Annotated in this window: 14 protein-coding genes; 13 read left to right on the top strand and 1 reads right to left on the bottom strand. The window is 40.5% G+C overall.

Annotated elements, in window-relative coordinates:
• Positions 1-88: 88 nt before the first annotated feature.
• The 8 genes from AAEY98_RS20510 (at position 89) to AAEY98_RS20475 (ending at position 7,281) form a co-directional block, all read left to right on the top strand.
• Positions 89-1,048: a LysR family transcriptional regulator gene (locus AAEY98_RS20510; protein ID WP_101086124.1), complete on the top strand. Its 960-nt coding sequence runs from the start codon at positions 89-91 to the stop codon at positions 1,046-1,048.
• A gap of 562 nt (positions 1,049-1,610) precedes the next feature.
• On the top strand, positions 1,611-2,396 hold the full coding sequence (locus AAEY98_RS20505; RefSeq protein ID WP_351019233.1) for an AzlC family ABC transporter permease: 786 nt from the start codon (positions 1,611-1,613) through the stop codon (positions 2,394-2,396).
• Positions 2,393-2,695 carry an AzlD domain-containing protein gene (locus AAEY98_RS20500; RefSeq protein WP_059746143.1) on the top strand — a complete coding sequence of 101 codons (303 nt, stop codon included), beginning with the start codon at positions 2,393-2,395 and terminating at the stop codon, positions 2,693-2,695. Before AAEY98_RS20505 ends, AAEY98_RS20500 begins: the two co-directional genes overlap by 4 nt.
• A 97-nt stretch (positions 2,696-2,792) precedes the next feature.
• Complete coding sequence (gene mpl, locus AAEY98_RS20495) at positions 2,793-4,208, top strand: UDP-N-acetylmuramate:L-alanyl-gamma-D-glutamyl-meso-diaminopimelate ligase (protein WP_351019230.1); 1,416 nt, start codon at positions 2,793-2,795, stop codon at positions 4,206-4,208.
• A gap of 25 nt (positions 4,209-4,233) precedes the next feature.
• The gene (locus AAEY98_RS20490) at positions 4,234-4,893 is read left to right on the top strand and encodes a flavin prenyltransferase UbiX (protein ID WP_182745345.1); all 660 of its coding nucleotides are present in this window, start codon (positions 4,234-4,236) and stop codon (positions 4,891-4,893) included.
• Between the two features lie 7 nt (positions 4,894-4,900).
• A complete protein-coding gene (gene hpt, locus AAEY98_RS20485) occupies positions 4,901-5,431 on the top strand; it encodes a hypoxanthine phosphoribosyltransferase (RefSeq protein ID WP_011638672.1) in 531 nt (176 codons plus the stop codon).
• A 144-nt stretch (positions 5,432-5,575) separates the two neighbouring features.
• Positions 5,576-6,511 carry an ABC transporter ATP-binding protein gene (locus AAEY98_RS20480; RefSeq protein ID WP_101086323.1) on the top strand — a complete coding sequence of 312 codons (936 nt, stop codon included), beginning with the start codon at positions 5,576-5,578 and terminating at the stop codon, positions 6,509-6,511.
• The gene (locus tag AAEY98_RS20475) at positions 6,511-7,281 is read left to right on the top strand and encodes an ABC transporter permease (RefSeq protein WP_350997714.1); all 771 of its coding nucleotides are present in this window, start codon (positions 6,511-6,513) and stop codon (positions 7,279-7,281) included. The genes AAEY98_RS20480 and AAEY98_RS20475 overlap by 1 nt, the downstream gene beginning before the upstream one ends.
• 124 nt (positions 7,282-7,405) lie before the next feature.
• Here AAEY98_RS20475 and AAEY98_RS20470 read toward each other — a convergent pair whose 3' ends face one another.
• Positions 7,406-8,398: an integron integrase gene (locus AAEY98_RS20470; protein ID WP_351019226.1), complete on the bottom strand. Its 993-nt coding sequence runs from the start codon at positions 8,396-8,398 to the stop codon at positions 7,406-7,408.
• Between the two features lie 313 nt (positions 8,399-8,711).
• Between AAEY98_RS20470 and AAEY98_RS20465 the strand changes: the two genes are divergently transcribed.
• From AAEY98_RS20465 to AAEY98_RS20445, 5 genes are all read left to right on the top strand, one after another.
• Positions 8,712-10,154, top strand: a complete 1,443-nt coding sequence (locus AAEY98_RS20465; protein ID WP_351019223.1) for an amidohydrolase family protein — start codon at positions 8,712-8,714, stop codon at positions 10,152-10,154.
• Positions 10,155-10,266: 112 nt separating this feature from the next.
• Positions 10,267-10,707, top strand: coding sequence for a hypothetical protein (locus tag AAEY98_RS20460; protein ID WP_351019220.1), 441 nt, complete (start codon positions 10,267-10,269; stop codon positions 10,705-10,707).
• Positions 10,708-10,821: 114 nt separating this feature from the next.
• The gene (locus AAEY98_RS20455; protein ID WP_351019217.1) at positions 10,822-11,223 is read left to right on the top strand and encodes a DUF4259 domain-containing protein; all 402 of its coding nucleotides are present in this window, start codon (positions 10,822-10,824) and stop codon (positions 11,221-11,223) included.
• Positions 11,224-11,315: 92 nt separating this feature from the next.
• Positions 11,316-11,543, top strand: coding sequence for a hypothetical protein (locus tag AAEY98_RS20450; protein WP_351019214.1), 228 nt, complete (start codon positions 11,316-11,318; stop codon positions 11,541-11,543).
• Positions 11,544-11,636: 93 nt separating this feature from the next.
• Positions 11,637-12,579: transposase (locus AAEY98_RS20445; RefSeq protein WP_351019212.1), on the top strand; the 943-nt coding region annotated here is incomplete at its 3' end.

Raw genomic sequence — 12,579 nt, 5'->3', positions numbered from 1 at the left:
GTAATCATTGAATACTTAAAATAACATTATGAACTCTTTTGAAAAGCGTTAGAATGCTAGGTTATATACCTAAAATGGAGTATCTAAGATGAAGCCAATTGACTTAGATAAATTAGATTTATTAACACTATCTATATTAGTGAGTCTTTATGAAAATAAATCAGCGACGCATGTTTCTAGAATATTAGATGTGCCAGCTTCGAAGATAAGTCGTTGTTTACACACAGCAAGACTAATATTTGGTGATGAGCTGTTTATTAGACGGAAATACGGATTAGTCCCAAATGATTATGCGGGAAAAATTTATCCCATTGCTAAAGAAATAGTGGACTGTGCTAAAAATTTCAATCGAGTTAATAGTGCTGAACAATCGCATAATCGATACTTTGAATTAGTCATTCCTGGAATGATTGCTTATGCCTATCCGCGAGCATTGATGAAATCCATTAAAGAACATAATAAAAATATTCATATTAATGTGAGTAGCTGGAATAGTCATTCTCTGGAAAGCGTGATTAGCGATCCACACAGTATTGTGATGTGTTGCTGCAAAGGCCCTGAAGAGATCCTCTGTTTTGACCAAAAATTACAAGTTGAAGTGCTTGCGACAATGAACCGACAATACTTACTCAGCTGCAGAAAGCACCCTATATTAAAGCAAGACATCTCTCTAGAAACCATTGCTAAATACCCATATATCAATACGCTTATTGGTATCCAGGCCCCCATACTCAACCCATTCCAGGAGTATTGTCAGGCTAAGGATTTATCTCTGAATACCGAAATGACCATTACCAGCGTGTCTTCTTTATTTGATTACCTCTCAGACTGTCAGTCATTGGCAATAACGCCCTACAAAGCAGTGTATGACATGTTAGATGATGACTCTGGTTTACATGCTTGCCAGTTATCTGAGTACGAATGCAATCGTCTATTTGAGGTTGTAGAGCCATTAAAATTGGTTTTAGTCACTCATCCTAGTGTTGACAATGAAGATGCAGCATGGTTAAAAAAGCAAATTCGTGAATTAACCCATGAGCTAATTTAATATAAAACGAGTTAATATGAAGGTTCGCATTATTGCCTAATGAGTGAAATTATAATTATTTCTGTATATTTAATAGAAATAGAAAATAGAAAACAAAAGATAGGGGCAAGGAATAAGGAGTTTAGCTTACTGGTATTTAGTTCTTAATATTTAGTTCTTAATATTTAGTTATTAATATTTAGTTATTAACATTTAGTTCTAAAGATTTAGTTATTAATATTTAGTTATTGCTTATTTTTAAAGATGTAAAATGTCATTTTTGCATCTTAAAAGAAGGGTTTTGATATCTAATTTATTAAATTATAATGTTGGTTATACAATTTGTAAGGTTAACGTTATCATTGTTTGTGCCTATTGATATTAAGTTAATGTATCAATTTTTTATATTTTACTAATAGATTTTATACATAATAAAGAAGCCCCTCAAGATCTCAACCCACAGCATAGTTTGAAAATTCTCCATAATGATCAGTTTTCAGGGGCTTTATTCATTTATTCACGTTAAGCTAATCTTCTTGTCACTTAGCGCGTTAGCGTAATCAGTGCAGCATAAGGAGATGATGTGAGCGCAACCGAATCTATCAGTATCACTACCACTAAAACCAAATCATTTTTAGCTGGCGCGCTTGCCGTTATGCCGCTAACGATAGCGGTGATCCCTTGGGGGATTTTAGCGGGCTCGTTTGCCCTTGAAGTTGGCCTTACAGCCGTTGAAAGCCAAGCAATGTCGGCCATTATCTTTGCTGGCAGCGCCCAGTTAGTTGCGCTTGGCATGATAAAAGCCGGTATTGGTATCGGCAGTATTCTGATAACCACCTTACTAATTACTTCAAGGCATTTATTGTATGCCATGGCCATGCGTACTCATATTAGCCCGTTGCCGCTTAAATGGCGTTTAGGGCTAGGGTTTTTACTCACCGACGAACTCTTTGCTATCGCTAATCAAACTCACAGTGGTGATAAACCAGGCCAACATCAGTTTGATCGTTGGTACGCTTTGGGCGGCGGGTTAACTTTTTATGTCGGCTGGAATATTGCTACCTTGCTCGGCATTGTCGCAGGGCAGTCTATCGACAACCTAGGCGAACTCGGGCTCGACTTTGCCATTGCAGCCACCTTTATTGCCATAGTGGTACCGACAGTAAAGAAGCCGTCAATATTAGTGTGCGTTTTAGTGTCGCTTACGTTAGCTGTGGTGTGCGCAGTATTCGCGATCCAAGCAGGGCTGTTAATTGCCGCTATATCGGGTATGGCTGCAGGCATGACCTACGCCAAACTGACTAATGAAGGAAGTGCAGTGGCAACCGATGCCGATTCAACTCCTAACGCTAAGGAAGATAACGCATGACCTGGCTGATTATTTTATCAATGGCAGCAGTGGTATTTGTTAGTCGGCACTTACTGCTAGAACCTAAATTGCCTATTCGGTTAAGTAAAAATACCTTAACGTTTTTAAGCTATTCAGCACCTGCGGTATTAACCGCCATATTAGCCCCTATCGTATTTGTGCCCGAAGGCCAGCTGGCTATTAGTGTGCATAATCCTTATTTAACCTGTGCGCTAGTGGCCACTGTGCTGGCTTACGTCACCCGTAATACCTTGCTCACAACCGTGCTCAGTATGGGGCTGTTTTTTATTTTGTATTAACAACATACTCTAGATTAATTTCAATCATTGTTAACTGACATTCTGTGGCGCAATAGATTAGAATAACCGCCATATTACGGACCAATTAGAGTTGAGTATGCACGTACACATTTTAGGTATTTGTGGCACTTTTATGGGCGGTTTAGCCCTACTTGCCCGCGCAATGGGCCACAAAGTTACCGGCAGCGATGCCAACGTTTACCCGCCGATGAGCACCCAGCTTGAGCAACAAGGTATTGAGCTAATCCAGGGGTTTGATCCGGCTCAATTAGGCAAAGAAGGCGACAACCAACCAGACTTAGTGGTTATTGGTAACGCCATGAGCCGCGGTAATCCGTGTGTAGAAGCAGTATTAAATCGCGGCATAAAATATACTTCTGGGCCGCAGTTTTTGGCTGAATATATTTTGCAAGACCGTTGGGTATTGGCGGTAGCGGGTACACACGGTAAAACTTCTACTTCAAGCATGCTTGCGTGGGTTTTAGAGTACTGCGGCTACGAGCCGGGTTTTTTAATTGGCGGCGTACCGCAAAATTTCGGTGTGTCAGCACGTTTAGGTAACTCAGTGTTTTTTGTTGTCGAAGCCGACGAATACGACAGTGCCTTTTTTGATAAACGCTCTAAGTTTGTTCATTACCATCCTCGCACCCTAGTGATCAATAATCTTGAATTTGATCATGCCGATATTTTTGCCGATTTAGCGGCGATCCAACGCCAGTTTAATCATGTTATTCGTACAGTGCCGGGCGAGGGTAAAGTGATTTGGCCTAGCGACGTTGAAGCCGTACAACAAGTGATTGATATGGGCTGTTGGAGCGAGCAAGAAATTTATTCTAAAGCCACAAGCTTAACCAGCGATTCAGCTCAACAAGGTGAACCAAGTGCTTGGCAGTCGCGTACTATTGCCGACGATGGCCATGAATTTGAAGTGCTGTTTAAGGGCGAGTCGCAAGGAGTATTAAACTGGGCATTGATAGGCCAGCATAATATTGAAAATGCCATAATGGCAATAGCGGCTGCTCGTCATGTGGGCGTAGCGCCAGGTCATGCTATTGAGGCGTTGGCACAATTTAGTCCACCAAAGCGTCGTTTAGAGCTATTAGCCACAGTAAACGGTGTGGCGGTGTATGACGATTTTGCTCATCATCCAACCGCTATAGCCACTACATTGCAAGGGTTACGGGCTAAAGTTGCATCTAGTGACAATCCTAATGGCAACATTATTGTGGTGCTAGAGCCGCGCTCAAATACCATGAAAAGCGGAGTACATAAAGATACTCTCGCCAACTCGATGGCATTAGCCGATGTAGGTTATCTATATCAAGCGGATAATATTGGTTGGGACATTCATGCCAGTATGGCTAACGCGCCAATTCCTGTGACTGTATTTAACAACATTGAAGATATTATTAGCACTGTCGCCACCACAGCAAACCAAGGTGATACCGTGGTCATCATGAGTAATGGTGGCTTTAATGGGATTCACCAGAAAATTATTAAGGCTTTAGCGTAAGGCTTTCGCCGACAGAGGGTACAACATGGCCTACGCCAAAAAAGCTAAAGCAATTAGTCTTGCCTGGACGGGGGCATCTGGCGCTCCTTATGGCATTAAGCTGCTGGAATGTTTGTTAGCGGCCGATTACCAAGTTTTTTTAATGATATCCAGTGCAGCGCGGGTGGTATTAGCCACCGAACATGGCTTGCAACTGAGCGCAAATCCACAAAAAGCCAAAGAGCAATTAATTGAACAGCTGCATAATTCCGATGAGCCATTAAAAGGTGAGCTAGTCGTATTAGGCAAAGATGAATGGTTTTCGCCGCCAGCATCAGGCAGCGCTGCGCCTAAGCAAATGGTGGTTTGTCCGTGCTCAACTGGCACATTAGCCGCTATCGCGACAGGCATGAGTAATAATTTGCTCGAAAGAGCAGCAGACGTAGTATTAAAAGAGCGCGGGCAGTTAATCCTTGTTCCGCGTGAAACTCCGTTTAGTGCCATACACTTAGAACATATGTTAAGCCTTACGCGCAACGGTGCGACCATCATGCCAGCAGCCCCAGGCTTTTATCATAATCCCAAATCGGTTGAAGATCTGGTAAACTTCATGGTTTCCCGAATACTTGATCATTTGGGCATTGAACACGACTTAACGAGTCGCTGGGGATACGGACGTACTCAGTCACACGACATCGACAATTGAGAGATTTATGAAGCACACCATTGAAATGATGATTTCAGAACAAGAAATCAATAAAACCCTAGACCAGCTAGCAGAACGTATTAATGCTCATTACGCCGACAGTGAACGCTTATTAATGGTTGGCTTATTAAAAGGTTCTGTCGTGTTTATGGCCGATTTGTGTCGCCGTATCAAAGGCCATGTTGAAATCGATTTTATGTCAGTATCAAGCTATGGTAATACCATGAACAGCTCGCGTGATGTGAAAGTGCTTAAAGATGTACAGTCTGACATCGCCGGCCGTGACGTATTAATCGTTGAAGACTTAATCGACTCAGGTAACACCTTAAACAAAGTGCGCGAGATGTTATTACTCCGTGAGCCAAAAAGCTTAGCGCTTTGTACATTATTAGATAAACCAGAGCGCCGTGAAGTCGATGTTTATGTCGACTTTATTGGTATTACCATCCCAGACGAGTTTATTGTGGGTTACGGTATCGACTACGCAGAGCAGTATCGCAACTTGCCTTACATCGCTAAAGTGGTTCCATTAGATTAATGAGATTTGTATACACTCCCGCTACAGGCGGGAGTTTTGTTTTGGGCGTCAGAATATTTCAGCGTCTTTCTCATCTACATTACGTCATAAGCAGCACGTAATAAAAAGTGTTTAATTCGCAATTCATGGATTAGAGGTATGACAATGAGTAACACCAACAATGCATTGGTGATCGAAAACCTTAAAAAAACCTATAAAGGTGGCGTAGAAGCCGTTAAGTCGATCAGTTTGACGGTAAAGCAAGGTGATTTTTTTGCCCTGCTTGGCCCTAATGGTGCGGGTAAATCTACCACCATCGGCATTATCAGCTCATTGGTACAGAAAACCGCAGGTACAGTGTCGGTATTTGGTTTTGATATTGATAAGCAGCTCGAACATGCCAAGTTATGCATCGGGTTAGTGCCGCAAGAATTTAACTTTAACCAGTTTGAAACCGTGCAACAAATAGTGGTTAACCAAGCAGGTTACTATGGGGTACCAAAAGCGGTTGCATTAGAGCGTGCTGAAAAGTACCTCACCCAACTTGATTTATGGCAAAAGCGTCACGCCCAAGCCCGCGAACTGTCTGGCGGTATGAAACGCCGTTTAATGATTGCCCGTGCGTTAATGCACGAACCTAAATTATTGATTTTAGATGAGCCAACAGCTGGGGTCGACATTGAACTGCGTCGTTCAATGTGGGAATTTTTAAAGCAAATCAACAAGCAAGGTGTGACCATTATTTTAACCACCCACTACCTTGAAGAAGCTGAAATGTTGTGTCGCACCATTGGTATTATCGATACCGGTTTGCTGGTGGAATGCACCACCATGAAGGCATTATTGAGTAAGCTAGATGTTGAAACCTTTATTTTCGATTTACGACACGATCTCGACGTAGCACCAATGCTCACCAATATGAATTGCCGCTTAACTGACGCACATACCTTAGAAGTCGATGTGGCCAAATCGAACAATATCAATGAATTATTTACTCAGTTAACAGCAGCCAATATCGAAGTGTTGTCGATGCGCAACAAAGCTAACCGCTTAGAAGAATTATTTGTAGAGCTGGTAGAAAAAGCCAAGGAGTCAAAATAATGAACAGTCTGTATTTTGTGGCTTTTAAAAGTATTTTAACCAAAGAAATTAATCGCTTCACCCGTATTTGGATCCAAACACTGGTGCCGCCAGCCATTACCATGACGTTATACTTTTTAATTTTTGGTAATTTAGTTGGTAGCCGTATCGGAGAAATGGGCGGCGTTACCTACATGGAGTTTATCGCGCCAGGTTTAATCATGATGTCGGTGATAACCAGCTCATATTCTAATGTAGCCTCATCGTTTTACAGCGCCAAGTTTCAACGCAACATTGAAGAAATCATGGTGGCCCCAGTGCCACATTACGTGATGATAGCCGGTTACGTCGGTGGCGGCGTCGCCCGTGGTCTAAGTGTTGGTTTAATTGTTACCACAGTGGCGATGTTGTTTGTTGATATCTCGTTACATCATGTTGGCTTGGTGGTGCTAACCATGTTTTTAACCTCAGTGTTATTCTCACTCGGTGGGCTAATTAATGCGGTATTTGCCAAAAGCTTTGACGACATCAGTATTATCCCGACATTCATTCTCACACCATTAACCTACTTAGGTGGGGTATTTTACTCGTTATCGTTATTGCCACCTTTTTGGCAAGGTGTATCGGGCTTAAACCCAGTTGTGTATATGATCAACGTATTCCGCTATGGTTTTTTAGGTTTTGCTGACTTAAGTGTACCGTTATCCATCGCAATTATGGTTGGTTTTTGTGTCAGCTTATGGATACTGGCTTACTATTTGATATCGCGCGGGATTGGGTTGCGCAGTTAAGACGACCTTGCTGATAGCGCAATAGCATTACACATAAAGGGCTCAAAAGAGTCCTTTTTTGTCGGTGTTATCTAAAAGGGATCGTCGGTGTTGATTTGAATGCAGTCTGAGTCACTTTTTGTTGTTAACTATAATCCATTGGGCTTTGTACACCGGTTTGGTGTAAACCAGCTACATGAGTATAAATTTGGGTCGTTTTTACATCGGTATGGCCTAATAGCTCCTGTACCGTTCTAATGTCGTGCCCACGCCTAAGTAAGTTTGTCGCAAAAGAATGCCTAAAAGTATGGGCGGTAATGCGTTTCGTGATAGTCGCTTTCTGAACTGCTTTTTTTAATGCCTTTCTAAATGTTGTTGGATCAATGTGGTGTCGACACAGATACCCATTAATTGGGTGTGACACGCAGTGAATCGAAGGAAAAAGAAATTGCCAATGTAATTGTTTGGCGCTTGTTCCAAACTTTTTGAGTAAGCTAGGAGGTAAAGAAGCCATCCCTAATCCCTGAGATAAATCGTGAGCATGAGTCTCTCGCACGTGGCACATTTGCTGCTGTATGGGATCAATGGCTATTTTAGGTAAAATACAAACCCTATCTTTTTTACCTTTACCTCTAAATATAAAAAGTGTGCGATTTTCAAAATCGATATCCTTAAGTCTAATGCTTAAGGCTTCACTTAACCTCAATCCCGCACCATATAATAAACTGCCTATTAGCTGATATTTCCCTTGTAAATGATCAATGACTTGCTTGGCTTCTGCATCATTTAAAACCTGAGGAATACGTGTTGGTGCTTTAGCATAAGGAAACTGCAAATTGTCTGTATTGATGGCTAATACATGTTTAAAGGCAAAAACCAGCGCGCAAAGCGCCTGCTGTTGCGTACTGCTAGACACTCGCCGCTCGTTTGCTAGAAAACATAAAAACTGTTCAATGTGCTTAGGTAAAATATACTTTGCAGCAGTAAACTTAAAATATCTTATAAAATAACGGTTCCAATAAAGGTATGACTTTTCAGTTTGGTAGCTGTAATGCCTTACTCTAATTTGTTGTCTAATTGCTTCTATATATCCCGATCCCGCCATCACTTCCCCCTTTATGTTACTTATACTGTTCATCCATACAGTTATAATGGGTTTTGAATGAATTACCATAAAATGTGTACAAAAATCAAACTAAAGTGCTAGATATGAATAAACAGATAAAACCTAATCTATTGATATTAGGCGATTAATATTTTTAGCATTTAATTTCGACACTTTTAACGTGCAATCGAAGTTTTATATCGAAGGTTAAGAGTCATTAAATTGCTTTACTTCAATGAGATAGAAAATGTAGGATGATATAAATCAATAACTTAAACGGTCGGCTTTATTGGTCGAGCCGTTCAATAAGCTGTTAGCTATTTAATTAATCTCACATGGAAGTATCATGATTAAAGCATTATTACTCTCAATTTCTTTGTTTTCTTTTGCTTCATTAGCGGAAAACAAAGTTCTAATAGAAAATGTCACTATCGTTTCATCTCATTTGCAAGCTCCAAAAATTCAGATGAATGTATTAATAAGTGATGGACGAATTACCGAAATAACTAGCAAAAAGATTACATCCTACGATCTTAAAATAAATGGTTTAGGTAAATTTTTAACACCAGGTCTTATGGATAGCCATGCACACGTATCGTCAATCCCAGGTATGGGGTTTGGTGTTGAGCCAGTGGCGATTAAAAATCCGAAACTCGCACAAGCTTATTTTGAACAACAACCACGAAGCTTTTTATATTATGGAGTCACTCAAATACTTGATCCGAATCCGGGAGTGAGTTTCAATTATTTTACTTCGGCGCCTCATCGTCCTGATTATTTTCGCTGTGAAGTATTAACATCAAAAAGTACCTTTCCATATGTAGAGAAAACAGACGACCTATCAAGATCAATGTTTACTTATTTAATTGATGAAAGTGCAGAAGCAACCGCAGAAAATTCAGTAGAAATGTTAATTAGGAAAATTGCCCATTCAGGTGCTTCGTGTATAAAGCTTTATTTTGAAGACGGTTATGGTAATGCTAACCAATGGGCAACGCTTTCAACTAACACACTAAAACGAATTAAATTATCTGCAAAAAAGTCTAATTTGCTTATAGTCGCTCATGCTAATGCCTTAGATATGCAGCAATTAGCACTTGCCGCAGGTGTTGATGTTATCGCTCATGGTATGTGGAATTGGGGGCCGTATAATCGCGAACAAAATATACCTAAAGAAATATCTAACACTCTGGATAAAATGATTAATGACGAAGTAGGTTATATGCCAACACAAAGAGTGATTGCTGGTTTAGGTGAAGTAATGCTCCCTACTATTGTTAATTCTCCTGAATTTTCATCTATTACACCTAAGTCACTTATTGATTGGTATAAAACCACTGAAGCGCAATGGTTCAAAGAAGAGCTTCGAATTGGCTTTGATGGAATGCCTGATCAATCAATCTCAGATGCATTTTTATATGGGCGAATAGGAAAAGGTAATAAAGTTATTCAATATCTAAGAAGTTCTAACCATCCTATTTTATTGGCTTCGGATTTCCCTGGAAGCCCTAGTTTTGCCAATCAACCTGGACTGACAACCTACCAAGAAATGAAAGCTATGGTTACTGCAGGGCTATCGCTGGAAGAAGTACTGGCGGCGGCAACCATTAATAATGCTAAACAATTCAGAATTGATAATGATTACGGTACAGTAGAAGTTGGCAAAATTGCTAACCTTCTGCTACTTAAAACTAATCCTTTAGACTCTATAGAATCGTGGAACCGTATAGAAACGATTATCCTGCATGGAGATCCCATAGCTAGAGAAAGTTTGGTGGTCAATAAATAGCTAACAAGCTGTTAAAAAAGGACAAAAAACAGTTGGTTTTTTGCTCCTGCGTCGCTAATTTTAACCAACTATTTTTTGCCTGTTCACAGGGCGTTATAAGTCATAGGAAGGTATGGAGTTTTTAATTAAGCCTCATGATGGAATTGGGCCCATCAAACTTGGAATGTCTAGAAAACAAGTCAAAGTGCTATTCGCTGGTTTTTTTACTTTGTCCGATGGGGCTCGCGATTTCTATTTTGATAGTTGCCTTCAAATTGAATTTGAAAACGATTTAGTAGACTTTATCGGTGTATCTCAAAACGATAATTACCAACTTATGTTTGGTGGTCTCTACGCATTTGATGTTGAAGGCATAACTTTGTTTAATGCAATTTCCGCTAATGAATCGGAGAGTCACTCGTTTAATGAGTCGGAGTATATTTTCCCCGATCAAATAGTTACTCTCTGGGACATGGACGAACAATACGATTACCTTGGCGATCACAAACGTAAAGTTTGGGCACAGGTTGGTATTGGTACTAAGTCCTACCTTAAAGTGGCAAATGGCTTATAACAAGTCGCTTAAAATGGCGCAAAAAAGTTGGCTTGCGCTCATTCTTCGCTAATTTTAGCCAACAATTTTGCGCCCGTTAGCGAGGCGCTATCGAATCGAGAGTAAGGAGTAGAAATGGGAGCTTCAGGGGTTGGTGTATTTGATGATGATACATCCTGCGATTTAATTGATGAGGCGGTTGAGTCAGATGCTGCATCCTTTATACAAAGAGTCATAAATTATAAAGCCGCAGACTATCTTGAATATGATGAGTGCCAAGAAGTTATCGTTTCGGCAACTATCCTCGATTCAATGATAAATGGAACAACCTATGAATATGATGAAGGTGAGTTCGTAGAATGGATAAGAAAGCAGAGCCTTTCAACAGTTATAGAATACAAAAGTGATATAATTGCTGCTCTCAAAGTTGTTCTTTCAGATAAGTCCGAGCTTAAAGAGTTGTGGTCAGAGAATGAAGAATTTTATCCCGACTGGGTGGAAAATATTAAAAGACTAATCAGCAGTCTAGGCAGCTAACAAGTTGGTGATGTTCGCTGCGGGCTTGCAGCCCTTCGCCGGACAGCCACCGCTGCGCGTTCCAAGGTGTTATGTGAATAGTGAAATATCTGATGAATATCGACTTTTCAAAAATTGAAAAATACGTCATTGCTAGTGATGTAGGAAGCAGGGACGGCATTGGAGTCGAAATTTACTCAGGTGAAACAATGCTTTTGGAAATATTCCGAGATGATACAAAGAAAAAAATGGAAGTAACATTGTATCAAAAAGAGCTAGATTTGGAGTTGGTAGAACAGGCAATCGCTTTGTTTAAAAAGGAAATTCCAAGAAAAAAATAAAACATAATAAAACATGGCCACCCATTCTAATTGGATAAATAATAAAGACTCAACTAGGCTTTAGTTACCTTTATCTCTAACAGGTAACCTAAGATGGCCAGACCAAGACAAACTATCGTTAGCTTAGACGATACGCCTTACTATCATTGTTGCTCACGAGTTGTGCGTAAGGCTTTTCTTTGCGGAATAGATAACTCGACAGGCGAGAACTTTGAACATCGACGAGAGTGGGTGGATTCACGTATTCTTGAGTTGGCGACCATTTTCGCCATTGATATTTGTGCTTATGCCGTCATGAGTAACCACTTGCATGTGGTGATAAAAGTCGATGCAGACAAAGCGAGGCACTGGTCAGATAAAGAAGTACTGATGCAGTGGCATAAAGGCTTTAAAGGCACATTGTTAACTCATAAGTATGTTAAAGAGGAAGATCTTAATCAGTTTGAGCGCCAAATAGTCGATGAATGCATTACAGAGTACCGTAAACGATTAGTTGATATCAGTTGGTTTATGCGGTCTCTCAGTGAGCCGATAGCTCGAATGGCCAACAAAGAAGATAAGTGTACAGGTCGCTTCTGGGAAGGTCGTTTTAAATCTCAAGCCTTATTAGATGAAGCGGCCGTATTAGCCTGTATGGCGTATGTCGATTTGAACCCAATTCGAGCCAAGATGGCTGCGACCCCAGAAACCTCAGATTACACCAGTATTCAGCGCCGAATAAACTCAGCAATAAAAGGCGAGCAACCTACAGAGTTATTACCTTTTGTGGGTAATGAACGTTTAGACATGCCTAATGGGCTAATGTTCAGCGTGAAAGACTACATTGTACTCGTCGAAGATACAGGCCGGATTATTCGAGAAGATAAGCGTGGTGCTATCAGTGAAAGTAGCCAAGATATACTTAATCGATTAAACATCCCCGAAGAAAATTGGTTAAAAATCACCACAGAGTTTGGTGCGTTATTTAAAGGCGCTGTTGGTGCATTACCCGCATTAACTGAATATTGTGAGCATTTAGACCGAAAACGACGACAAG

It is taken from the genome of Shewanella sp. AC91-MNA-CIBAN-0169, from assembly GCF_040310165.1.
In the GTDB taxonomy this organism is placed as follows: Bacteria; Pseudomonadota; Gammaproteobacteria; order Enterobacterales; family Shewanellaceae; genus Shewanella.
Note: the sequence above shows the minus strand (reverse complement) of the source record. Positions and strands in the feature narration are given on the sequence as shown.